Source organism: Maccoyibacter intestinihominis (genome assembly GCF_040096355.1).
GTDB lineage: Bacteria > Bacillota > Clostridia > Lachnospirales > Lachnospiraceae > Maccoyibacter > Maccoyibacter intestinihominis.
The window spans coordinates 195,365-219,048 of record NZ_JBBMEX010000002.1; the positions used below are offsets into that span (position 1 = coordinate 195,365).

At 42.5% G+C, this 23,684-nt stretch carries 19 protein-coding genes and 2 pseudogenes; all 21 read left to right on the plus strand.

Features of this window, described 5'->3' with window-relative positions; translation table 11 throughout:
* The first annotated feature begins 84 nt into the window (after positions 1-84).
* The 21 genes and pseudogenes from WMO43_RS02905 to WMO43_RS03005 all read left to right on the plus strand — a co-directional run bounded on the left by WMO43_RS02905 (position 85) and on the right by WMO43_RS03005 (position 23,644).
* On the plus strand, positions 85-705 hold the full coding sequence (locus WMO43_RS02905; protein ID WP_353529905.1) for a TetR/AcrR family transcriptional regulator: 621 nt from the start codon (positions 85-87) through the stop codon (positions 703-705).
* A gap of 82 nt (positions 706-787) precedes the next feature.
* Entirely contained in the window at positions 788-2,569 is a 1,782-nt protein-coding gene (locus WMO43_RS02910) for an ABC transporter ATP-binding protein (RefSeq protein ID WP_177962477.1), read from the plus strand.
* Positions 2,553-4,289 (plus strand): ABC transporter ATP-binding protein, encoded by a 1,737-nt coding sequence (locus WMO43_RS02915; RefSeq protein ID WP_353529907.1) that lies wholly within the window; start codon positions 2,553-2,555, stop codon positions 4,287-4,289. Before WMO43_RS02910 ends, WMO43_RS02915 begins: the two co-directional genes overlap by 17 nt.
* 226 nt (positions 4,290-4,515) lie before the next feature.
* Positions 4,516-4,647 (plus strand): annotated as a pseudogene (locus tag WMO43_RS02920) (ABC transporter ATP-binding protein); the annotation flags it as partial.
* Between the two features lie 325 nt (positions 4,648-4,972).
* A complete protein-coding gene (locus WMO43_RS02925) occupies positions 4,973-5,116 on the plus strand; it encodes a hypothetical protein (RefSeq protein ID WP_195956114.1) in 144 nt (47 codons plus the stop codon).
* Complete coding sequence (locus WMO43_RS02930; RefSeq protein WP_287643025.1) at positions 5,113-6,228, plus strand: DUF6017 domain-containing protein; 1,116 nt, start codon at positions 5,113-5,115, stop codon at positions 6,226-6,228. Before WMO43_RS02925 ends, WMO43_RS02930 begins: the two co-directional genes overlap by 4 nt.
* Positions 6,229-6,261: 33 nt before the next feature.
* A pseudogene (locus tag WMO43_RS02935) lies at positions 6,262-6,441 on the plus strand (helix-turn-helix transcriptional regulator); the annotation flags it as partial.
* 4 nt (positions 6,442-6,445) lie between these two features.
* Positions 6,446-7,420, plus strand: a complete 975-nt coding sequence (locus WMO43_RS02940) for a ParM/StbA family protein (RefSeq protein ID WP_349162100.1) — start codon at positions 6,446-6,448, stop codon at positions 7,418-7,420.
* Between the two features lie 16 nt (positions 7,421-7,436).
* Positions 7,437-7,853 carry a hypothetical protein gene (locus WMO43_RS02945; protein ID WP_287643026.1) on the plus strand — a complete coding sequence of 139 codons (417 nt, stop codon included), beginning with the start codon at positions 7,437-7,439 and terminating at the stop codon, positions 7,851-7,853.
* 15 nt (positions 7,854-7,868) lie between these two features.
* Entirely contained in the window at positions 7,869-8,021 is a 153-nt protein-coding gene (locus WMO43_RS02950) for a hypothetical protein (protein ID WP_287643027.1), read from the plus strand.
* A 131-nt stretch (positions 8,022-8,152) separates the two neighbouring features.
* Positions 8,153-13,597 carry a SpaA isopeptide-forming pilin-related protein gene (locus WMO43_RS02955; protein WP_287643028.1) on the plus strand — a complete coding sequence of 1,815 codons (5,445 nt, stop codon included), beginning with the start codon at positions 8,153-8,155 and terminating at the stop codon, positions 13,595-13,597.
* Positions 13,598-13,750: 153 nt separating this feature from the next.
* On the plus strand, positions 13,751-14,875 hold the full coding sequence (locus WMO43_RS02960; protein ID WP_349162098.1) for a radical SAM protein: 1,125 nt from the start codon (positions 13,751-13,753) through the stop codon (positions 14,873-14,875).
* Positions 14,856-15,917: a DUF3991 domain-containing protein gene (locus WMO43_RS02965; protein ID WP_349084544.1), complete on the plus strand. Its 1,062-nt coding sequence runs from the start codon at positions 14,856-14,858 to the stop codon at positions 15,915-15,917. The genes WMO43_RS02960 and WMO43_RS02965 overlap by 20 nt, the downstream gene beginning before the upstream one ends.
* A 12-nt stretch (positions 15,918-15,929) precedes the next feature.
* On the plus strand, positions 15,930-16,178 hold the full coding sequence (locus WMO43_RS02970; RefSeq protein ID WP_116441964.1) for a hypothetical protein: 249 nt from the start codon (positions 15,930-15,932) through the stop codon (positions 16,176-16,178).
* Entirely contained in the window at positions 16,168-17,085 is a 918-nt protein-coding gene (locus WMO43_RS02975; RefSeq protein ID WP_287643031.1) for a DUF5688 family protein, read from the plus strand. Before WMO43_RS02970 ends, WMO43_RS02975 begins: the two co-directional genes overlap by 11 nt.
* A gap of 232 nt (positions 17,086-17,317) precedes the next feature.
* The gene (gene dcm, locus WMO43_RS02980; RefSeq protein WP_287643032.1) at positions 17,318-18,841 is read left to right on the plus strand and encodes a DNA (cytosine-5-)-methyltransferase; all 1,524 of its coding nucleotides are present in this window, start codon (positions 17,318-17,320) and stop codon (positions 18,839-18,841) included.
* A 512-nt stretch (positions 18,842-19,353) separates the two neighbouring features.
* The gene (locus WMO43_RS02985; RefSeq protein WP_025577448.1) at positions 19,354-19,677 is read left to right on the plus strand and encodes a plasmid mobilization protein; all 324 of its coding nucleotides are present in this window, start codon (positions 19,354-19,356) and stop codon (positions 19,675-19,677) included.
* Between the two features lie 3 nt (positions 19,678-19,680).
* Complete coding sequence (locus WMO43_RS02990; protein ID WP_287643033.1) at positions 19,681-21,096, plus strand: relaxase/mobilization nuclease domain-containing protein; 1,416 nt, start codon at positions 19,681-19,683, stop codon at positions 21,094-21,096.
* Positions 21,097-22,050: a hypothetical protein gene (locus tag WMO43_RS02995; RefSeq protein ID WP_116441969.1), complete on the plus strand. Its 954-nt coding sequence runs from the start codon at positions 21,097-21,099 to the stop codon at positions 22,048-22,050. It abuts the gene before it with no gap.
* Positions 22,051-22,470 carry a hypothetical protein gene (locus tag WMO43_RS03000; protein ID WP_117854510.1) on the plus strand — a complete coding sequence of 140 codons (420 nt, stop codon included), beginning with the start codon at positions 22,051-22,053 and terminating at the stop codon, positions 22,468-22,470.
* Between the two features lie 10 nt (positions 22,471-22,480).
* Positions 22,481-23,644 carry a PcfB family protein gene (locus WMO43_RS03005; RefSeq protein ID WP_195956100.1) on the plus strand — a complete coding sequence of 388 codons (1,164 nt, stop codon included), beginning with the start codon at positions 22,481-22,483 and terminating at the stop codon, positions 23,642-23,644.
* Positions 23,645-23,684 lie beyond the last annotated feature (40 nt).

Sequence of the window (23,684 nt, forward strand, 5' to 3'; positions counted from 1 at the left end):
AGTGTTATTTTTTCTCTGAGAAGAAAGATGATGAGTCGAAGAGCCTATACAAAATTCTTCTTACAGAGCAAAACGAGGTGCACCATGAAACCAACAAACGAAAAGCTGGCAGCAGATATTCTGTCGGCAGGGAAAAAAGAATTTTTAGAAAAGGGATTCCAGAAAGCGTCTATGCGTAGTATTGCATCATCGCTTGCGGTGACGACCGGAGCAATTTATCGCTACTACACGGACAAAGAAGCCATTTTTGAGGCGTTGGTGGAAGAACCGGCAAAAGAATTAGCTGACCGCTACAGAGCGAGTCAGCAGAAATTTGCAGAAATGTCTTTAAAAGAACAGTTAGAAGGGCTGCCGGATGTGGCTGATCATGAGTATGTATGGATGGTAGATTATGTTTATGACCATTTTGATGCATTTAAACTGATTGCCTGCTGTTCGACAGGTACCAGATATGAACATTATCTGGATGCATTGATAGAGATAGAGGTCAATGCCAGTCATCTGTTGATGGAAAAAATGCAGCGGGAGGGTTTGAATGTCCTTCCACTGGATGATGACATGGTACATATTTTAGCAAGTGCACTCTTTAACGGGCTGTTCGAGACGGTACGCCATGACACGCCAAAGGAGAAGGCGGTAGCATATGTGGATACACTGCGAACCTTTTATTCGGCAGGATGGTTTAAGATTTTAGGAATCCAATGAGAAATGTAAAAGGCATTTCTCTTATTTTTCGATGATGAGTTAGTTGAATCTAACAAAAATTAGTGCAGGAGGAAATGCAACGATGGAACAGGAAAAGAAACGTTCGCCCTATCAGATGTTATGGGAATGGGCAAGAGCATATCACGGTTCGTTTTATGCCGCAGTTATCTTTGCGGTATTGGGAGTTGTGTGCAGTATGATACCGTACTTTTGTGCGGCGGGTATCATAAAACTTTTGTTAGAAGGATGTGAGGAAATAGAAAAATTGTTGCCGTATTTTGGAGGAATGCTAGGAGGCTATGCAGGCAAGGTGATTTTTTCCTGTATTTCTACGGGAATTTCACATAGGGCAACCTATGCTACGCTTCAGGATTTAAGGAAACAACTGATTGCAAAGCTATCGAGAGTTCCAATGGGAACAATTTTAGAGACACCTTCCGGGCAATACAAGACAACGATTGTAGACCGTGTAGAGGGTATGGAACCGACCCTGGCACATCTCTTGCCGGAGATGACAGCAAATGTATTGGTGCCGCTTGTCATTGCGGTTTATATCTTTGTACTGGACTGGCGTATGGGCCTGGCATCTTTAGTCACTCTGGTAATTGGCATGGTTGTCGCGGGACAGAGTGGAAAAACCTATGCAGTACGCTGGGAAGGAGCGGTAAAGACCGGGAAACGAATGGCAGACGCAATTGTAGAGTATGTCGGAGGTATTCAGGTAGTGAAGGCGTTCAGCCAGTCAGCCGGTTCTTATCGCAGATATGCGGATGCAGTGAATGATAATGCACAGTATTATGTAGACTGGATGCATGATAATCAGAAATATATGGCATCCATGCAGTCCATTGTGCCGGCAGTTCTGGTAACGATACTTCCGGTAGGTACGGGACTTTGGGGAACAGGAAGTTTAAGTGCTGCGGAATTTTTTACCATTATTATCCTGTCATTGGGACTGACCGGACCGTTGATGGCAGCAATGACATTTGTGGATGATTTAGCAGTAGTGGGAACCAATGTAGGAGAAATTGCAGCAATTTTAGAAGCAGACGAATTAGAGCGTCCAAAAGAAATCGCAGAATTAAAAGGAAACGGTATTGAACTGCATCAGGTGGAATTTTCCTATGGTGAAAAGACGGGCGAAGTGCTGCATGGCATCAATCTTTCCATTCAGCCGGGAACAGTCAATGCATTGGTAGGACCATCCGGTTCAGGAAAATCAACACTTGCAAAACTGATTGCAGGTTTTTGGAATGTAACCGGAGGAAGTATCACATTGGGAGGAACGGATATCCGCAAGATACCGTTTGAGCAGTTAAACGGACAGATTGCTTATGTATCACAGGAAAATTATCTGTTTGACCGTTCTATCCGGGATAATATCCGTATGGGGAATCCGAATGCAACGGATGAAGAAGTGGAAGAAGCTGCACGTCAGTCAGGATGCGACAGTTTCATTCGTGCATTAGACAATGGATATGATACCGTTGCAGGAGGTGGCGGAGGTCATCTTTCCGGAGGAGAAAAACAGAGAATTTCCATTGCAAGAGCCATGTTAAAAAATGCACCGATTGTTATTCTGGATGAAGCAACAGCCAGTGTGGACCCGGAAAATGAAGCACAAATACAAAAAGCACTGTCAGCATTAACAGCAGGGAAGACATTGATTGTTATCGCACACCGGCTTTCCACAATTGTGGATGCAGATCAGATTATAGTAATCGAAAACGGATGTGTTGCGGGATGCGGAAAGCAGGAAGAATTATTAGCAGACTGCCCGCTGTACGCAAACATGTGGAAAGCACATCAGGAATCCAAAGACCGGATGGGAGAGGAGGAACAAAAAGATGCTTCAAATAATTAAAAAAATATTTAATTTTGCAGGAAAGAAGCGGGAATTACTGAAAAAAGCAGTACTTACAGCATTTGTGGGTGCGATTTTTGGAGCATTGCAGTTTGCGGCTTTAATGATTGTTTTAGATGCAGTGATCGCAAAAGAATATACGGTTGCCGTTATCTTTGGAGCATTGGGAATCATGCTGCTTTCCATCATAGGAAGGCTGATATGCATGTATCATTCAACCAATGCGGAAACAGAGGTAGGATACTTTATGGTGGCACAGAAGCGAATAGAGATCGGTGACCGTTTACGCTACATACCAATGGGATATTTTAATAAAAACAGTTTGGGAGCCATTACCGGAGTTGTTACCACAACCTTAGGAGATGTGGAAAATTCAGCAGCAAGATGTTTAGTCACACTTTTTGGTGGATTTTTAAATACGTTTGCACTTTGTCTGATGCTGTTTATTGTGGACTGGCGGCTGGGACTGTTGTCACTGACAGGAATTGCAGTATATTTGTCAGCAACCGAAATTTCCACAAGAAAATCTAAAGCAACCGGACCTGCAAGACAGAAAGCACAGGAGCAGTTGTCTGAATCCGTATTGGAATATGTACAGGGTATGAGCGTGGTCAAAGCATATGGATTAGAAAAAGATAACCGTCAGACCGTTCAGAAAACCATCGAGGAAAGCTGTAACAAAGCATTAAAACTTGAGTATACGGTACTTCCTTGGTCAGGAATCCGGCAGGGAGTCGTATGGATTTTTAGTCTGCTTATCGGAATATGCAGTGTGATGTTTTATTTTCAGGGAAGTATGCCATTATCCCGTTGTATTCTGATGTTGATCGCATCCTTTATGATTTACAGAGAATTGGAAAATGCAGGAAATATGTCGGATTTGCTTCAGATGCTGGGGGCATCCATAGATACCGCAAACGCCATTGATGGGATTCCGATTATGGACGAAAAAGGAGCAGAGCTTGCACCGCAGGATGCTTCCGTGACATTTAAGGATGTGGAGTTTTCCTATGAGGAAAGAAAAATTTTAGACCATATCAATATAGAAATAAAGCCGCAGACTACGACTGCTATCGTTGGACCTTCCGGCAGTGGAAAAACCACACTTTGTCATCTGATTGCACGTTTCTGGGATGTGCAGGGCGGTCAGATTTTAGTAGGCGGGCATCCGGTACAGGAGTATAAATTAGACAGTCTGATGAAAAATATTTCTATGGTATTTCAAAATGTCTATCTGTTTCAGGACACCATTGAAAACAACATCAAATTCGGCAGACCGGATGCGACCCGCGAGGAAGTGGAAGCTGCCGCAAAACGTGCCTGCTGCCACGAATTTATCATGGCACTTCCGGATGGATATGATACCGTAGTAGGAGAGGCAGGAGGAACTCTTTCAGGCGGCGAACGGCAGAGGATTTCCATTGCAAGAGCATTGTTAAAAGATGCACCGATCGTCATATTAGACGAGGCAACCGCCAGCGTAGACCCGGAAAATGAGAAAGAACTGCAGGAAGCCATTGATGCACTGACACAGAATAAGACCATTATCATGATCGCACACCGTTTAAAAACCGTGCGTCATGCCAACCAGATACTGGTATTGGACAATGGCCATATCGTGCAGCAGGGAACGCATGAAGAACTTGCAGGAGAACCGGGACTGTACTACGACTTCTTAAATGCAAGAAAAGAAGCAGTGGGCTGGAAAGTAAGCCGATAAAGTATTGAAGCAATATATATTTCAACATAAGAAAATATAGCCGGCACCTGAAGTATCTGACAGGTGCCGTTCTGTAACTACTAAAGTGTAACCAGCTTTCTTATAATGGAGTATTAATGAACCACTAACGAGAAAGTTTCTCAATAGCAAAAAAATACTAAAATTTCCGAAAAGAAACGTTATAATAAGGTTAGAAATAACTAACTATCATAAGAAGGAGATTGTTATGTATTTAGAGTTAAAAAATATTCATAAATCCTTTGGCAGCGGTGACAACCGGACAGAGGTGCTCCGTGGGATCAGCTGCGGAGTAGAAAAAGGAGATATCTGTGTTTTACTTGGACCATCCGGTTCGGGTGGTCATGTTAAAATAAGACTAAGTTAGCAGATTCCTTATAAATTAAGGGTTCACGCCAATTTAGTCTTTTTTCTATTATACCATAAATGGTAGAAATATCATAGACCGGGAATGAATTTCGCATAATGGAAATTAGGTGGCAGGGACTTTTAATGATAGAAACCCTTTGCTACTGGTCCTGTTAAAAGTATATCCATTCTCACAGGCGGTCAAGTTTGTGAAAGACCATTCGGTTGCAACATATTGTAAAAAAAGATATGGACTAGGTTAGTTAAAAGTGATTCTGTTAGCTGGCTTAGTCCTTTTTTCATGGGAGGATGGAGCAATGATAAAAGTAATCATAATAATTGGTTTACTTATTTTTCTGTTTCCTTTGTATGCGTGCTTAGTTGTTGCCAAAAAAGCAGATGAAAAAATGAGAGTTTTATATAAGTACAAAGAAAAATGGGAAAGTGAGGATAACATATGAATGGAGGTATATACAGCACAGGAAATGAAATTGTAGACGAAAATGCAAAACTGAATATATCTGGAAATATCATTCCTCAGGTATGGTATCGGACGATTATCAGAGAAAGCGGAAAGCCAAATCTGACGGCTATTATCATACTGGCAGATATTGTGTATTGGTATAAGCCTACAGAAATCAGGGATGAAGGAACCGGGCAGGTAATCGGGGTAAGAAAAAAATTTAAGTCTGACCTTCTTCAGCGAAGTTATCAGCAGATCAGTGAGCAGTTCGGAATTTCCAAAAAAGAAGCAACAAATGCAGTGGTATTTTTGGAAAAACTGGGTGTGGTAAGGAGAGTATTTAGAACTATATCCATGAATGGGATTGTGGTCAATAATGTCCTGTATCTGGAATTGATTGTAGACAGGCTAAAAGAATTGACTTATCCAGAAGAAACAGGTGCAGTTTCGTCTTCCTTTGAAAACGGCAGAAGGAAATCGAAAATGGAAGAACAAAGTCCCTCTATAAACATAGACGAGGAGGTTCATTTCGTAGGAGAGAGGGCTGTCCCTTTTCAAAGTGAGAGGGTAACCCCATTCAAAGAGGGAGCATACCCTCTTAGGAAAACAGAGCCTTGGACACCAAAAGAGATACCTGAAACCTATTGTGGGCAGACAAATACAGAGATTACTACAAAGACTACAGTAGAGAATACTCCAAAGAATACAACAGAGATTATGAATGAATATGAAGATAATCCTATCTTATCCTATCAGATAGCAGAAAAACAGTTCAAAGATCAGATTGATTATGATGCGATATGGATAGACAGACCTTATGACAGAAAGCTGCTCAATGAGATTGTAGGGCTTGCTGTAGATGTTTTGACCTCCAACGCAAAGACGATACGGGTAAATCAGGAAGAACGCCCTCTTAGTGTTGTGCAGGGAATGTATAAAAAACTGGATAAATTCTCTGTGGAGTATGTGATGGATTCTATTAAACAGTGTACAAAAAAAGCAAATAATATCAGGGCAGTGTTACTGACTGCTTTATATAATGCCACATTGACGGCAAACAGCTATATATCTAATCTGTTTGCTTATCATGAAGCTATCCCTCAGACATAAGGAGTGTGATAGGAAGTTACAAAATTAAAGAAATTCAGGACAGCCCATGGATATACGCAGATAGAACTTGCATCTGTCCTGGGTATCAGTCTTCGGACATATCAGAGGATTGAATATGGACAGCAAAAACCAAATGTCCATGTGGTTGTCCGGCTGCAGAGGTTATTCCAAAAAGAAATCAGTGAGATGCTGGAGCCATTTGCAGAAGAGTGAACAGATGAAAAAGTGGAAAGATACAAAATATAAAATTCAGGAGGATAAGAAAGTGGAAAATAAAATGATTATTGGAATAGACCATGGAAACCGTAACATGAAAACAGCAAATACCGTATTTTCAGCAGCAATCCAGCCCTTGCAGGCAAAGCCAGACAGTCTGGAACATATTCTGGAATATCAGAACCAGTTTTATTATGTGGGTGGGAAAGTACCGGAAAAAGAGTGTGTGGATAAAACAGAAAATGAAAACTATTATCTTCTTACCATGGCTGCCCTGGCACAGGAGATGCGGTATCGGGGATTGACAGATGCTTCTGTGAAAATGGGAGCTGCCCTGCCGCCCAGAAGGTTTCAGCAGCAGAAGGAAAGTTTCAAGAAATATCTGTTAAAGACAAAGGAACTGCATTTCCGCTATGAAGGGGTTCACTATCATGTGTCCTTGGAAAATGTGTTTGTCTTTATGCAGGGGCATGTGGTGATCCATACGCTTTTAGAAGCTGTTCCTGGTTATTGCCTTTTAGTGGATATTGGCGGAGGTACTACCGATCTGGTAGAGTTTGTTGACGGAATGCCGGACGGGAAGTATTCGATTTCGGATAAGGCGGCATTGTACTGTATCGGAAAAGTGAATGAGGAAGCCATTGCAAAAACAGGGGCAGGGGTACCGGCATACATTACAGAAGCATTTATGAGGACAGGAAGCTATGACTGCCCGAAGCAGTATCAGGAAGTGATTATAAACTGTTTGAAATCCTATGCAGAGGAAATTTATGGTATCATACAGGCAAATCATTATAATCTGGATCTGACCAAAATGGTATTCATGGGAGGTGGTTCTTCCATTGTGGAGCATTTTGGAGCTAATGAGGGAAAAGATGTACAGTTTGTGACGGATATACATGCCAATGCAAGGGGCTGTGAAGAAGCAGTGAAAAGCATTATCCGGGCAAAACAGAGGAAAATGCGGACGGCATGATAGGAAGTGAAGGCTTATGGATACGGAAAAAGTATATACTACTTCACTGCGGCTGTATAAAAACAGGCCAGTACATCATCAGGCATACCGATATCTGAAGGAGTATAACAAAGATATTTTCAAGACGAAAGACGATTTCATAGCAGAAGCAATCGTTTATTTTGCAAAATACCTGCAGCAGGAAGAAGATGTACAGCAGATGAAACTATTAAATACCCTTCTGGAGAACCAGAAAGAACAATTTTGTAAAATCGTAAAAGATGCCGTTTCCCAGGCACAAAAAGAAGCCTTTGCTAACAAGAACGTATTAGCAGAAACATTTCAGGGGGAACTGGCTGACAGCGGACAGATAGCAGGAAACAGTGAAAAGGAAGAAGCCTGTATGGAAAAAGATTTACGATTTGCGGAATTTTATGGGGCATTTGAAGAGTAAGAGGAGGAAGAAGGTATGGCAGTAGGAAGAACCGTATGGGAAGTTGTAAAAGGGATTTTGATCGCAGTGGGGAAACTGCTGTATCTGACAGGAAAATTAGTATTATGCTTGTTTCTGCTGGTTCTGCAGCTTATTTTGGCAGTGTTCCATGCAGGAAACAGGGAATAGAAAGGGGAATGGCGGTTGCATTGGATACGGGACAGACCGTACACAAAAGATGCAAAAAAGAAGATAGAAAATGGAAAGCAGGCTTGTGTGGCCTGCTTTTTTTGTCGAAAAAAATGAAAAGGAGCAAAGTTATGATGAAAGGAAAAAAGAAAAGGCTGCTGGCTGGGACACTGGCACTTCTTCTTAGCTGTTCGACATTACTCAATACAGGGATAACGGCACTGGCTTCCGGGCAGTCTGGGGAAAATAGCCGGATACAGAAAGCAGAAGCAAAACAGGAGAAAACTGCTTTGGATACATTACCGGAACTGGAAGAGATAAAGAATCAACTGACAGAAGAAGAACTGGTGTATGCAGAGGATCTTACCATAAAAACAGGAGAATCATTTAACCCGGAATCCGATGATACTGGTTTCCAGAAAAATGATGAAAAAGTAGAGGTAACGTTCCTGAAAGCCGAAGGGGAATCCGGCAATCCCTTTGACTTTAACGCCCCAGGGGCTTACCAGGCATTTTATCGTGTTGATCCGTTAAGCGGAAACCCCTCTTATCAGATTATGAGAAGGATTGTGGTAGAAGCAAGGGAAAACAGCTCACAGCAATCCCAGGGGGAAAGCAGCCAGCATACAGAAAGCGGCTCCGATGAGGACGGTGAGGCGGACCCTGAGCCAGAGATACCGGAGGTACTGGCCGAAGAACCGGAAATGCCAGATGCAGGAACAGAGTTAATTGACCTTACACCAGAAGAGGATAAGGGAATGTACTTATCCGTTGTTCCGGCAGCAATGGAAAGGGAAAAAGGAAGCAATGTACATCTGGTACAGGGGGAGAAAATCCCTTACCCGTCAAGTGTAGGGAATTATTCCACTTCCTATTTTACGGTAAATGGACATGTGGCGTACTGCCTGGAATCCATGAAAGCTTCTCCACCAACTTCGGATTATGTGGCCAATGAGTTTGAAAGCAACCCGGAATTACAGAAAGTCCTCTATTATGGATATGGCGGTCCTGGGGACATTACCGGGGAGTATATGCCGTCTTTTGACTGGAAAACAAAGTATATTTTTACGCATTTAGCTGCTGCATATTCGTATTGTGGCATGGACGGATTTTATGGCTGTACTTTTGAAGATATCAAGGCAAGCGGTGTATGGGGATATATCCAGCATATTTACAGCCTGGAAGCACCTCCGACAGCAGCAATCACATTATCCCCAAAGGAAGCAAAGGCTTATGAAAGCGGTAATGAGCAGCGTACCGGGGAATTTAGCTTAAAAGGCGACCATAGAAACTATATTACTTTAAAAATGCCAGGCAATGTGACCTACCACAGTGGAAGTACAAAACAGACAGGGACTGTAAAGATCAAAGGGGACACCACATTTTATTTCAGTGCCCCAAAAACAGTAACCGGTACTTGGAACAGCGGCAAGCTGAAAGGACAGATAGGAGCGCAGTGGAAGACTTTGGTATTATCTACCGGCTCTGGCTCACAGGATATTGGATATGGGGCATTTTTTGAAGAGGAAAGTGCTTCTGTGGAATTTACAGTGAAGTGGTTAGATCTGGCAAGGGTAAAGGTGACAAAAAAGGATAACAACAGTAAGGTAAACCTTTCCGGTGCTGTTTTTGGTATTTATCTGGACAGTGCATGTAAAAACCTTCTTATAGAAATGCCGGCAACAGACAGCAATGGTACTTCCGAGGTTGAATTTCCAAAAACCCAGGATACGGTATATTTAAAAGAAATTTCTGTTCCAGAAGGTTATAAGCTGAATACAGAGTCTTTTCATGTGAAGCTGGAAACAGGAAAAACAACTTCTGTTGCAGTGACGAATGAGGAACAGAAAGGAAAAATCACAATCCGTAAAAAAGGTGAGGTTCTGACCGGAGTAACCGGAGAAGAGGGAAACCTGACTTTTGTATATGGAAATGCGGACTTTGCAGGGGCAGAATATAACATTTATGCGGCAGAGGATATTTACAGCCAGGATAAAGTGACGAAGGTGCATAAAGCAGGGGATCTGGTAGAAAGTCTGACAACCGGGGAAGATGGAAGTGCTGTTTCCAAAGAGTTGTATCTTGGAAAATATAAGGTTGTAGAACAGAAAGCACCGGAAAATCTGGTGATTGGGAAAACAGAACAGGAACGTACCCAGTTTGTAACCTTGTCCTATGCAGGGCAGAATATAGATTTATCCCAGGGGGAAACCGTCTTTACCAATGCAAGACCAGAGATTTCCGTAAACGTGGTGAAAAAATCAAAAAATGATGGAGTTACCCTGGAGGGTGCGGTTTTTGGACTGTATGCGGAAGAAGATATTACAGCGGTAGACGGAAAGATTCTTGTAGAAAAAGGAAAACTGGTAGAGCGTGCTGTTTCTAACAGAGAAGGAACTGCTGCTTTCCATGCAGACATTCCTTTGAATTTCCATTACAGTGTAAAGGAGATCCAGGCACCGGATAAGTATTACATGACAGATGAAGTGTACCGCTTCTTCTATGAATATAAGGATGGCAGCACGTACACCTATACCTTCTCCCATGATTTTAAAAATGAGGAAGTGTGGGGAGAAGTTCATGTAAGCAAGATCGATCAAGATTCCCAGGGATTTATTTCCCAGGGTGATGCAACTTTGGTAGGTGCAAAATACGGTTTATATGCGACAAAAGACATAGAGCATCCAAATAAAAAAGATGGCATTGTCCATAAAAAAGGAGAATTGGTAGCACAGGGTACGATTTCCAGTGAAGGAACGGTGGACTTCAAAAACCTGTATCTTGGAAACTATTTCGTAAAAGAAATGGAGCCAGCAGAAGGGTATCTGCTAGATGAAACAGAGTATCCCGTAGAGGTAGCGTATGAAGGGCAGGAGATACAGATTGTACACCGGGATATTACGGTAAAGGAAACTGTAAAGAAACAGGCGTTTCAGCTTATCAAGATTTCAGAAGATGGGGAACAGACAGAAACAGAACTGGTGGAAGGGGCAGGATTCAAGGTATTCCTCATCAGTGAATTGTCTGGCGTAAAGGATGGCAGCCTGAAGCCTGGAAATGGCTCTTATTATACACCGGAGGACTTTATCACATATGATTACAGCAAAGATGAAACCGCTTCTTATTGGGAAAATGGTAAAAAAATCACAGTACCAGAGCTGTTTACCGACAAGAAAGGATATTTGAAGAGCCCAGAGCTTCCTTATGGAAGGTATGTGGTGTTTGAATCTACTGTTCCGGAAAATTTAAAAGGAATCCGCCCATTTATCGTACAGATTTCAGAAGACAGCAGGGAACCTCAGGTATGGCGTGTGTTTGATGACCGACCTTTGCAGTATTACTTCAAGATTGTGAAAAAAGATGCCCAGACACAGAAGCCAGTACTGGATAACAGTGCAGCTTATAAAATTTTTGATGTGGAAGCAGAAAAATATGTGGAAATGATCGTAAGATACCCGAAAAAAGAAGTGGTATCTGTGTTCAGGACAAACGAAGAGGGATACCTGATCACACCGGAACAGTTAAAGTGCGGTACTTACCGAATCGAAGAGATAGAAGCACCTAAAAACTATGTACAGATAGGATTTGAAAATGCTCTCTTAAAAGATGGAAAGGAAGTTCCGTTGAATGAAACAGCAGACGGGGGAACTTACCAGGAAGTAAAGAAAGTACCGATCACGATTACTGTAGATGCGGATACCGTACACCAGGTAGAAGAGGAAACCGGTAAATTTATTGTTGTCATTGAACAGTATAATGATGAAGCCGTAGGAAGCCTTACAATCCACAAAAAAGGAGAAAAACTTTCTGGTGCTTCCAAAGTAGAAGGAAAGTTCCTAACAAAGATGAAAAACGGTGTGGCCGGTTTCGTAAACCAGGTAAGCAGCTTCTTCACCGGGGAAGAAGTCATGGAAAAAGAGAAAGGCTATGAATTTGACTACGAAGTGGGGAACATGGAAGCTGCAGAATTTGCCATTTATGCAAGAGAAACCATTTATACCCCTGACGGACAGAAGGATGAAGCTGGAAACCGTATTGTGAAATATGAAAAAGATACTTTGGTAGCCCGTATGGTGACAGATAAAGAAGGGAAAGCCGTTCTTAATAACCTTCCTATCGGAAAATATTATGTGGTGGAAGAAAAAGCAGGACAGAACTGTGTTCTTGATCCAGAAGCAAAAGAATTTGAAATTGCATATAAGGGTCAGGAAGTAGCAGTGGATTATGTAACGATGGAACTTACCAATCAGCGACAGAAAATTTCCCTGAGCCTTCTGAAAAAAGACGCAAAAACCGGAAAACCGCTGGAAGGAGTAGGATTCGGGCTGTATGCACAGGAGGCTATCCAAAATGCGGTAGGGGAAGTGATTGTAGAAAAAGATGCCTTGATCGAGCTGGGAACAACCGACAAAGAGGGCAAGCTGGTATTTCACTCTGATCTTCCCCATGGAAAATATTACATCAAGGAAGTAGAGCATAAGCCTGGATACCTGCCAAATGATGAAATGTATTCTTTTGATGCGTCTTATACAGACCAGACCCTTGAACTTCTCGCTTTTTCAGAAGAAATTTCCAATCAGCCGACCATTACAGAATTTACGAAAGTAGATTTAACCGGTGGACAGGAGATTGAAGGGGCCCAAATGCAGATCCTGGATCAGGAAGGAAAAGTGGTAGAAGAGTGGGTGTCAAAAAAAGAAGCTCATGTAGTCTACGCACTGGCACCAGGGGAATATATACTGCATGAAGAACAGGCGCCTACAGAACAGGGATATGTCCGGGCGGAAGATGTAAAATTTGTTGTGGAAGAAACTGGGGAAGTACAAAAAGTGAAAATGAAGGACGACCATACAAAGGTTTCTATCTCTAAAACAGATATTACAGATGGTAAGGAGATTGAAGGGGCTAAGCTGCAGATCCTGGATCAGGAAGGGGAAGTTGTAGAGTCCTGGACCACAGGAGAAGAACATCTGATTGAGTACCTTCCGGTAGGAACTTATACCCTGCATGAAGAGGCGGCAGTTGGTGGATATATTGTAGCCAATGATGTGGAGTTTACAGTGGAAGAAACTGGAGAAATCCAGAAAGTAAAGATGGAAGATGAGCGTGCTATGGGACAACTGGTTATCGTAAAAACGGATGCAGACAGCAAAGCGGCTCTGGAAGGAGTAGAATTTGTTCTGCTGGAAAAGGAAACCGGTAAAGAAGTGGAACGCCTGAAGACCGGGAAAGATGGAAAAGCAGTTTCCAGCCTGCTTCCGATTGGAACTTATGAAAATGGTGTTTTCAAAGAACCGATTACCTATGTGCTGAAAGAAACAGCGGCCTTAGAAGGGTATGAAAAGACAGAAGAAGAGTGGGAGATTGTATTCAGTTACCAGAATGATAAAACACCAGTCATTGAAGTGGTAAAAGAAATCCAGAATAAAAAAATACCGGAAACACCAGGTACCGTCAAACCGGGACCAAAAACCGGTGATGATACCAACTGGTTCCTGCCTTTGCTGGCTCTTGGTGTAAGTGCAGGCATGGTAGCAGGCTTACTTTATTACAGAAAAAAACAGAAAAAGGCATAGGAAATAAAAATTAGTTTTTAAACTTGGGAAAGGGCGGCTGCGGCTGTCCTTTCTTTGGCAATATGAGGTGAGAAGCATGGAAGAGAAAAAAAGAAAAGAAGTAAGTAAGCAGAGGCAGAAAACCGGAACTACCCGTATGGAAAGGAGCAGGCGTTGAGGATAGGGATTATAGATGCAGATCTTTTATACCGGAAAAGACACCGGTTTCCTAACTTGGCATGTATGAAACTTTCCGCTTATTGGAAGGAGCAGGGATTTGAAACAGAACTTCTTTTGGATTATAGCCAGGCAGGGGAATATGACCGGCTCTATGTATCAAAAGTGTTTACGGATACCTTTGTGCCGGAACATATTTTGGCGAAGGAAACAACCGTTTATGGAGGAACCGGGTTTTTTTACGATAAAGCACCGGTACTTCCCAAAGAAATGGAACATCATACACCGGACTATCATTTGTATGACCAGATGGTAAAAGAACATAGCGAAGGAGAGAAAAAGAAGAAGGAGTTCCAATTTTATACGAATTATTCCATTGGTTTCCTCACCAGGGGGTGTTTTCGGAAGTGCAGTTTCTGTGTAAACAAAAACAGCACCGGTGCAGTAGCTGCAAGCCCATTGGAAGAATTTTATGATCCGTCCAGAAAGAAGTTATGCTTTTTGGACGATAACTTTTTTGCCTGTGCAGGGTGGGAAAAAATCTTTTCCAGTATCCTGGAAACAGGCAGGCGGTTTCAGTTCCGGCAAGGGCTGGATCTGCGGATTATGCAGAAAAGGCAGATGGAACTTCTGGCATCTGGAAAATTGGATAATGGTATGATTTTTGCCTTTGACCATATCAAAGATCAGGAACTTATTGTAAGAAAATTGGAACTTTTGCGGGAAGTGATCCCAGTTCCTTATCAGAAAGTTAAGCTGTATGTACTGTGCGGCTATGACTGGGAAGGAACCTGGAAAGCAGATTTTTGGGCAAAGGATATTCGGGACGTTTTCATACGGATTGAGATTTTGATGCGGTATAAGTGTCTGGCTTATTTGATGCGCTATGCTGCATGGGAACGGGCACCGGAGATTTATAAGGGGATGTATATCAACCTAAGTCGTTGGTGCAACCAGCCCGCTCAGTATTCAAAAAAGAGCCTGAGGGAATTTTGTATCGGACAGGGGGAGCATAGTTCCTCTTTCCGCTACCTGACTGCTTTTGAAGCTCTGCACCCGGAAATGGCACATTATCTGGATATGAAATATGAAGAGGTACAGTATGGGAAAATTTACGGCTGAAGAAATTCAGATTGCAAAGGCAGTGGACTTAGTGGATTTGGCGGAGCAGATAGGGATTCCATTGAAAAGGAAGGGCAGGTTCTATCAGGCAGTGGGTATGGATTCTGTGATGATCTTCAACCGGTCTTCCTGGTGCCGGTTTAGCCAGGGGGTAGGTGGCAGTACCATTGACTTTCTGGAATATTTCAGAAACATGGATTTTGTGGAGGCAGTCAAATATCTGCTGGAGTTTGCCGGATATATCCGTACTGAAACCATGCAAAAATTTCAACCGGAAAGACAGATTGGAAAGATAGAAGAAACAAAACAGAAAAAAGACATACCGAAAGAACCTTTTGTACTTCCCTCAAAATCAGAAACCAGCCGTCGGTTATATGGCTATCTGATAAAACAGCGGAAGTTGTCAAAGCAGATGATTGATTTTTGGGTAAAAAAGGGGATTTTGTATGAGAGCGGAACGTATCATAACCTGGTTTTTGTGGGAAAAGATCCGGAGGGTATCCCACGTTTTGCCAGCCAGAGGGGAACTATGGATAAATACGGAAAACCCTTTAAAGGAGATGTTACGGGGAATGACAAAACTTATGGGGTTAATCTGGTAGACCGAAACAGTGATACGATCTATGTATATGAGGCGGTCATTGATGCCATGTCCGATATGGAACTGCGTGGAGATTATCAGAACAATATCCTGGTACTTGGAATGCTTTCCGATGGTCCTTTGGAAAAGTTCTTAAAAGATTATCCTCATATCAGGAAGATACAGTTCTGTTTGGATAATGACCTGCGGGGAAGACAAGCGGCAAAAAAATTGGCAAAAAAATATACCCTTATGGAGTATGAAGTTTTTGTACGTCTTCCACCTATGGGAAAAGATTATAATGCTTTTTTGCAGTATAAAAAGGAGAACCAGGAGCTTTCCAGCCTGGTAGAAAAGGAAAGGCCGCTTCTTACCGAAACAAAAGGGACACAAATACAAAAGATAAAGAAAACGGTAGGACACAGGAACATAGTACCATACCAGATAGCACAGGCAAGATAGGAGGGTATTCTTTTGGAAAATAGCTATGATGAGGAATGTTTCAAAAAATGGGAGATCGACGAATGCGAAGCGGAGATGGAAAAAGTAGTGCAGTGGATAGGAAAGAGGAAATTGCATGGACGTGTACGGGTTGCGTTTATCGAAGAGAGCTATGAGCGGCAGGGATACCGCATGGGGATACCCAAGCAGGTGTATGTGTCCAGAGTGCTGGCAAATATCAGAAAAAGAGATGTTAGGAAGGGTGGAAAACATGGATTTTGATATGTTTTATGAAGAGTTGAAAAAGCAGATTTTGGAATTTGTCACAGAGGAAGTAAAGGGAACCATAGATTTTCGTATGGTATATAAAAATGGACAACAGAATCATGGCATTGTATTTCGTCCAGAAGGAAGTAATGTAGGAATTACCACTTATGCAGAAGATTTCTATCGTATGTACAAAGAGGGAATAAGCTTTCCCTCCATTATAGAAAGCTATGCAGGGACACTTCATGAGGCAAAAGACGAAATACAGTTTACAAAAAATATCCAGATATTGAAAGCGAAAAAAGAAAATATTATACCTGCTTTTATTCCAAAAGAAAGCCTGGAGTTTAGACCGAAGCTGGCGCATGTTCCGTTTGAAAATCTGGAGATTATCTTCCAATGGAATGTCCCTGGTACGGAGTATAGTGTAAAATTGCCGGAAGAATATTTCAACTACCATCAGATAGAACCGAAACAATTTTTAGCGGAACTTATTGATGATCCTTCTTTTAAAAATCAAACGGAAGTATTTTCAATTAGTAGACTTTTTGGACCTGGGGATATAGAGATACCGAAGGAACAAGAGATGTATTGTGTTACAAACCAAAATAAAAATTGGGGAGCTGCTTCTATTCTGAATAAAGATATCATGGATGAAATTGCGGATTTTTTTGGAGGGGAAACCTATATTCTTCCTGCTAGTATTCATGAGTGTTTGGCAGTAGATACACATGCGCATACGATTGAAGAACTCAAAACAATGGTTCGGGATATAAACAGTAAACCAGATTTGGTAGGGGCAGATTTTTTATCAAATGAGGTATATGTTTATGATAGTTATACCAGAGAACTAAAACTGGCAGGAGAACAAAGAACAAAGGAAATACAAAATCCTGAAAAGCAGGAGCCTATTAAGAGATAAGAAAACGGAAAGATGTAGAAAGGAGGTGGTGCAGACCAACAGAATTTTTGACAGAAGGGTAAACTCTGGATACGGGAAGGGGTGATTCTATGATTGTAAGGTAATGCCAGATGGATATTTCGTTTGTAGCTGTGGATTTCTCATGAAGACTATAAAAAAATTTAGGAGACAGGAGGAAATAAGTGAGTAATCCTAGGTAAAATGTGTAGCTACACCTCATGAAATATGAGGAATGAAATATAGTTTGGTAAATTTTTGTGAGTTTGATAAATATGCAGCAAAGAGTTATTGTGCGATTCATGGTACAAGTGAAACATTGAATCTGGGAGATATTACAAAAGTGGACGAAAGGGAGATTGAACCGTTTAACATGATTTGTGGCGGAAGCCCCTGTCAGGATTTTTCCCTGGCAGGCAAGCAGGCAGGCGCGGTTTGGAAATGCCGAAGCTGCGGGTATGAGTATAACCCTCTGCAGGTACATTATTCCAAAAGGGACGCCTGCGGCATGTGTGGTTCCCATGATATTGATAAAACACGTTCTTCCCTTCTGGTGGAGTGGCTCCGTATGATACGGGGTGTCAAACCAGTATGGGGAATTTATGAAAATGTAAAAAATATTGTAGGAAAAAAATTCCGGGATACCACATTCCGGTTGTTTGAAGAAGAACTGCATGAATACGGATACCACACCTATTGGAGTGTTCTTAATGCAAAGCATTATGGAATACCCCAGAACAGGGAACGGGTATATCTGATTTTGATACAGAAGGAAATGGATAATGGAAAATTCCAGTTTCCGGAACCGCTGGAGTCCTTCCAGTGCCTTATGGATATTCTGGAGGATACGGTAGAGGAAAGATACTACTTATCCCAGGAAAAAGTACGCCGCTTGATTGAAGATATGGAAGAGAGAAAAGCCCTTTTGTTTGAGCCGGACGAAAAAATCCTGAAGGCTTTTCGGGAAAACCGGGTAAAGAGGGCCGGAAATATCAAAGGGGTGTTTGAACAGACTGGACGGGTTTATCTGCCAGACGGGTGCTGCCCTACGGTAACTGCCTGTGGTGGTGGCGGACAGCAGCCCAAAATTCTTCAAGTGGGAGATATTCATACCGGCTATGGTTCAAGCGGGGTTATTTATTCCCCTTTAGGAAGCAGCGGTGCAGTTTTGGCAGGACATGACCAGCCAAAGATTGTAGAAAAATGTCCAGGAGCAATCCGGGGCAGGTATGACCCGGAAGGCAGGATTGTGCAGACTTTGGAACTGGGAGAAAAAGAAGTCTGCCATACCCTTACTTCTGTACAAAAAGATAATATCATTCTGGTACGTCAAAAGACACAGAAAGGTTATGAGGAATGTTTGGAAAATGGTGTTGTAAATCTTAGTTATCCGTCTGTGGAAAAACGGGGAAGGGTACAGGAGCATGGGGAACTCTGCCCTACGCTTACGACATCAAATGGAATACACCGTTTAGAGTCTTTAATCCGTATCCGGAGGCTGACACCTTTAGAATGCTTCCGGCTTATGGGATTTTCCGATACGGATTTTCGGAAAGCAAAAGAAGCAGGCATAAGCAACAGCCAGCTTTACAAACAGGCAGGAAATTCCATTGTTGTTGATGTGCTGTACTATATTTTTCTGGAGCTATACAAAGCCATGCCATATCTGTTTGAGGATATTCGGCTTTCTTCCTTTTTCAGTGGGATTGGAGCTTTTGAAAAGGCATTGGAGCGTTTGGAAGAACAGGTAAACCAATAATTTCATAAGAGAAACCCAAAGCGGCAAATGGTCCATAGAGAGTCTTCCCATACTTGCTGGAAAGAGAAAAATTGCGGAAGAAGAAGCAGCCTGCATGGGAGTCTGTGCAAAAGCGTTGATAGCAGAATGGAAGAACTGCTGTCACATCAGACACAGGAGGCTGGCAGATTTGCTAACAGAACTGGGGTTTTGTTAGCAGAAATAGAAGTAGGAAGTGGAAAAACCGATAGCAGATGTTTGGAACTGCTATCGGTTTTTACCTATATGGAACGCAGGTCTGCTATCAGTATCTGCGTTTTGCTATCTATTTGATCCGGGGTATTAGGGGTGTCCCCCTAACAAGATGGGATTTTGTACGGTAAAATCCGTATCTTGCAGAGGACTGGCATAGCCAGTCCGGACACTGGGAAGTTATACGGTGACCGATAGCAGGTCTTAGGAGTTGACAGCAGATAGCGTTGGAGTAGAAATCGGTAGATGAAATATGTGATAAAGATAAGGAAAGGGGGAGCATGAAAAAAGAAACAATGAAATGCAGAAAAGAAATCCGGCTGTACTCATGGGAGTTGGAAGAGTTACAAAAACAGGCAGAAAAGATGGGGCTTTCCGATTCCCAGTACCTTCGTATGCTGATTACCAACCGTCCCAGGGATTACCCGGAAATCCGTCAGGAACTGGAACGCATGAACCAGGAAATCAACCGGATTGGTGTAAACATTAACCAGATTACCCATAACAATAACAGCGCCCTTTATTCCAGGGAAGATAAACACCGTCTGTATGTGTTTTTGAAGCAGATAAAAACACTGGTAAGCCAGGTGCAGGAAAGGCTGTAGGTTATGGCAATTACAAAGTGCCTGCACATGAAACAGGCAAAAACGGGCTATCCGGCAAAACATCTGGCAAACGGTCTTCGCTATATTATGAACCCGGAGAAAACAGAACATGGCCGCTATGTCTGTGGACATAACTGTATTCCTGAACAGGCATTATCCCAGATGGTAGATACCAAACGTCATTTTGGAAAGCTGGATAAAAGGCAGGGCTACCATTTCATTCTTTCGTTTGAGGAAGATGAGGTTTCGGAAGAAGAAGCCTTCCAAGTGGTAGGAGAGTTTGTGACAGAATTTCTTGGGAAGGATTTTGAAGCGGTTTATGCAGTCCATAATGATACGGACCATATTCATGGGCACATTATTTTTAATTCAGTACGCTGTACTACGGGATATAAATACGATTATAAAAACGGGGATTGGGAAAACATCATTCAGCCTCTGAGCAACCGGATATGCAGGGAGCATGGTTTATCTGTGCTGGATCTGGAAGAAGCAAAGGAAAAACGCAAACAAAAAGGACAGGAAGAAAAATCTCTTTCTGAACGGGACAGGCGGATCAGAAGAGATGTGGACCAGGCATTACAGGACGCAGGTTCTTATGAGGAATTTCTTGAAAATCTTTCCAGCATGGGATATGAGTTGCGGGGGAGAAAGCGCCTTTCTGTTCGGGAACCCGGAGCAGGAAGGGCAAGGCGGCTTGACCAGATAGGGGAAGAATATACAGAGGAAAGGCTTCGGCAGCGTTTTGGACGCCTTCCAATCCCGGAAATGACCGGAGAGGAGATACCGGTAGAATGGACGTATGTGTTTATCCCATACAGGGAGCGGCATTTGACCAGATACCAGAAGGAACGTTTTCTTCGCAGGTACCGGCAGGGGAAACCAATGGCAGACTCTAAAACCTGGAAATACAGGGCAGCAATCCATGAATTGAAAAAATTGCAGGAGGAATTTGATTTTCTGGCAGCTTATCGCATACAGGATAAGGCGCAGTTGAAAGCCATTTCTGATGCAACAAAGGAACAGCTTTGGGAAAACAGCAGGGCAAGAAAGCAGCTACGAAAAGAAATGGTTCCTTATGAGGAAATGCTTCTGTTTCTCAATAAGCTGCAGGAAAAACAGATGGAAGCAAAACTTTATCAGGAAGGGTATCAGGAATTTTTTCAAGACCACCAGACATACCAAAACCTTCTTGGGCAGTTAAAAGAAATGGGATATTCCTTGTCTGAGGCAGAACAGACAGACGCTTATTTCTTTGAGAAAGAGGAGCGTTTGCGGATTGAACGGAAAAAAATCTTAAAAGAAAAAAGGATTGCAGAGCGTCTGCATGAAAAAGCAGAAGAAAAAGAAAAGTTGGAAGCACAGCAGAAGGAAAAGAATAGGAAACCGTCTGCGAGGGGCAGAGGAAAAGGAGGGTAAATGACAGTAGAAGGACAACGGTATCTGGAAGAATGCCGGAAAGTTTTAAAAGAAGAACAGATGGACGCAGTTTCTATGGGGCTGGATTTTGGTCTTCCTGTTTCGGATATCCAGAAGGTAGTTAAGAGTAACCAGGAAGCCCCGGTGATGAAAGCAATCATCATAGGGCTTATGGAAGGGATTGGGGAAATCGACTTTTTATGTGAAGGAAATTATAACCAGTTCCAGGTACGGGAAATCGTAGAGGGCTTAAAAAACGGGCTGGATCTGGAAGAGGTGAAAACCTATGCTGGAAATGAACTGCCGGCCAGCCGTATGCGGACCATGCGGATACAACTGGAAGAGTCAAAGGCAAAAAAAGAAGTTCCGAAAGATGAAGAAATGCGTTCTTATATGAAAAATCTTATGGGGATCATGGAACAATCCATTCAGCAGTTTCGGGAAAGCAATGACCGTTTTACAGCCTTGTCCTCTCTGGTAAAGGAGCATGTTGTTGAAGAGAAAAACCAGGAGATTAAAGACCTGTATGAGAACCTGCAATATAAAGATAAAAACATACAGGAATTAAAAGAAAAGCTGGCAAAGAAAGAGCAGGAAATTCAGGATCTGAAAAAAGAAGCAGAAAAATACAGGGAAAAAACAGAAGCTGCTTCCAGGGAAACAAAAGTGGTATTGGAAGAAAAAAGCATACAAACAGCGGAAGGGCTACAAAAAAGTAAGCACCGGCTGCTTGGGATTGCCATGCTTGGGAAAAAAGTACCCAAAAGTGTTGTGGAGAAAATTCTGGAATATAACCTGTCCGCAGAACAGTTGGAAGAAATCCGCCAGTGCGTAGAAAGTGGGCTGGCAGATGCAGAAATTCTTCAGGTGATGGAGAACAGCCCTTCACCAGAGAGAATGAAAAAAATGCGGGAAATTATCCTTTTGATGCGGAAACGGAAGGCGGGTGTGTAAATGGCAGAACTTGAACATGTGGTAAAAACATTTTCCCTTTTGGAAACTGCCGAAAAGGAACAGCCCTTTCTTACCAGGGAGCAGAAACAGGATTTGTACCGTATTGCTTTTCATAAGGAGTCTATGGAAGAGGTAGAAAAAATTATTTTGCAGTTACAGGCGCCTCATGCAGGAAAGGAAGAAAAAGAGCGTATTCTTTATCATTACCTTGAACCGTTTTTTCAGGTTCCGGAAAATATTTTGCAGATTGAGAATTATATTTTTCAGCTTCAGTATATGACCTATGAAAAGGAAAAAGCAAACCACATGCTGGAGGCTCTCTTAAAACAGGAAAATATCCAGTATGACCTGGAAGCCATGCTTACAGAAGGAAAAATAAAGGCGGCTGTTCCAGTAAAAAAGGACAGGGCAATGGGATAGGAGGGAGCGCATGAGTGAAATACAAGATGCGGCGCAGATTATTAAAGTTTCCTTTGAAGGCGCAGAAATCATTCTGAAAATGGGAAATACAGGCTGGCAGTTTGTAAAAGATATTTGTGCGGTATTTAAAAAAGTTCTGGATCAGGAAAAACTGTCAGGGAAAACTTCTGTACAAAAGCTCCTGAAAATGGGAGGCGATTTACAGGTTTTCCGTTTTGAAACAAAAGACCTGGAGCGGGTAAAAGCCCTGGCAAATAAGTATGGGATTTTATATTCCATTTTGCCGGATTTAAATGAGAAGGACGGTATGAGTGAAATTTTGTTCCATTCCCAGGCAGCGCCCCGTATTCAGTCCATGATGGCAAAAATTGAACATTCCAATATTGGGACGTTAGATGAATACTATGAAAATGCAGAGCCGGATAAGGTAGAGCAGTTGGTAGAAGAAGTAAAAAAGCCTGCCCTGCCGGAGCCGAAGGAGTGTGAACTGGTTGCGCGGGAGCTGGCGAAAAACCAGGTGGAGAAGATCAGTAATGTCCGTTCCCGTCTGAATATGACCTGGCTTCAGATCTGGCCGATTATCTGCTACATGGAAGAACAGGGGATTTTGGAAAAAGGGAAGGAAGGTACGGTGACACTGACCAGGACACCGGAACAGGTTGAAGAATTGGTAGATTCCCAGCAGTGGAAACAGTTGTTTGGGGAAGAGGAAGCCAAAAGACGCAGCACTGGAAGCAGCCAGGAAACAGAAGAAAAGATGCAGGTCATTCGGCGTATCCAAAAGGAGAAACGGAACAATCCAGGTGTGAATGCCATTACCATAGACCAGAAGCTGGTATATGAAGAAACAGAGCATCATATCAAAACCAGGATTCCGTACCGTAAGAATGAATTTATCTGGCTGGATAAATCGGAAATTAGCTGGATTAATGACCATAAGACGATTTTTGCAGGATTGGAAAAGAAGAAGGAGTATGCAATTTTAGACCTGGAGGACCGTTTTCTTAGAAAAACTTCGGGGGAAGATTTATATAGGGAAAGCTATGACCCGGTACACAGGGAACGTGCCAGACAGGAGCAGGAAAAGATACGCAGAAGAAGGGAGCAGAATTACAGGAAGGCACAACAGAACCTGGAAGCAGGGAGAAGAACCATACAGGGGCAAAGGAGGTAGAGAACCGGAGCAATTCAGAAAAAGAAGAAACAGTCCTGGG

What these genes read in the sequence shown, in the direction of transcription:
- WMO43_RS02905 (WP_353529905.1), top strand. Translation starts at nt 85, where the DNA reads ATGAAACCAACAAACGAAAAGCTGGCAGCAGATATTCTGTCGGCAGGG.
- WMO43_RS02910 (WP_177962477.1), top strand. Translation starts at nt 788, where the DNA reads ATGGAACAGGAAAAGAAACGTTCGCCCTATCAGATGTTATGGGAATGG.
- WMO43_RS02915 (WP_353529907.1), top strand. Translation starts at nt 2,553, where the DNA reads ATGCTTCAAATAATTAAAAAAATATTTAATTTTGCAGGAAAGAAGCGG.
- WMO43_RS02925 (WP_195956114.1), top strand. Translation starts at nt 4,973, where the DNA reads ATGATAAAAGTAATCATAATAATTGGTTTACTTATTTTTCTGTTTCCT.
- WMO43_RS02930 (WP_287643025.1), top strand. Translation starts at nt 5,113, where the DNA reads ATGAATGGAGGTATATACAGCACAGGAAATGAAATTGTAGACGAAAAT.
- WMO43_RS02940 (WP_349162100.1), top strand. Translation starts at nt 6,446, where the DNA reads ATGAAAAAGTGGAAAGATACAAAATATAAAATTCAGGAGGATAAGAAA.
- WMO43_RS02945 (WP_287643026.1), top strand. Translation starts at nt 7,437, where the DNA reads ATGGATACGGAAAAAGTATATACTACTTCACTGCGGCTGTATAAAAAC.
- WMO43_RS02950 (WP_287643027.1), top strand. Translation starts at nt 7,869, where the DNA reads ATGGCAGTAGGAAGAACCGTATGGGAAGTTGTAAAAGGGATTTTGATC.
- WMO43_RS02955 (WP_287643028.1), top strand. Translation starts at nt 8,153, where the DNA reads ATGATGAAAGGAAAAAAGAAAAGGCTGCTGGCTGGGACACTGGCACTT.
- WMO43_RS02965 (WP_349084544.1), top strand. Translation starts at nt 14,856, where the DNA reads ATGGGAAAATTTACGGCTGAAGAAATTCAGATTGCAAAGGCAGTGGAC.
- WMO43_RS02975 (WP_287643031.1), top strand. Translation starts at nt 16,168, where the DNA reads ATGGATTTTGATATGTTTTATGAAGAGTTGAAAAAGCAGATTTTGGAA.
- dcm (WP_287643032.1), top strand. Translation starts at nt 17,318, where the DNA reads ATGAAATATAGTTTGGTAAATTTTTGTGAGTTTGATAAATATGCAGCA.
- WMO43_RS02985 (WP_025577448.1), top strand. Translation starts at nt 19,354, where the DNA reads ATGAAAAAAGAAACAATGAAATGCAGAAAAGAAATCCGGCTGTACTCA.
- WMO43_RS02990 (WP_287643033.1), top strand. Translation starts at nt 19,681, where the DNA reads ATGGCAATTACAAAGTGCCTGCACATGAAACAGGCAAAAACGGGCTAT.
- WMO43_RS02995 (WP_116441969.1), top strand. Translation starts at nt 21,097, where the DNA reads ATGACAGTAGAAGGACAACGGTATCTGGAAGAATGCCGGAAAGTTTTA.
- WMO43_RS03000 (WP_117854510.1), top strand. Translation starts at nt 22,051, where the DNA reads ATGGCAGAACTTGAACATGTGGTAAAAACATTTTCCCTTTTGGAAACT.
- WMO43_RS03005 (WP_195956100.1), top strand. Translation starts at nt 22,481, where the DNA reads ATGAGTGAAATACAAGATGCGGCGCAGATTATTAAAGTTTCCTTTGAA.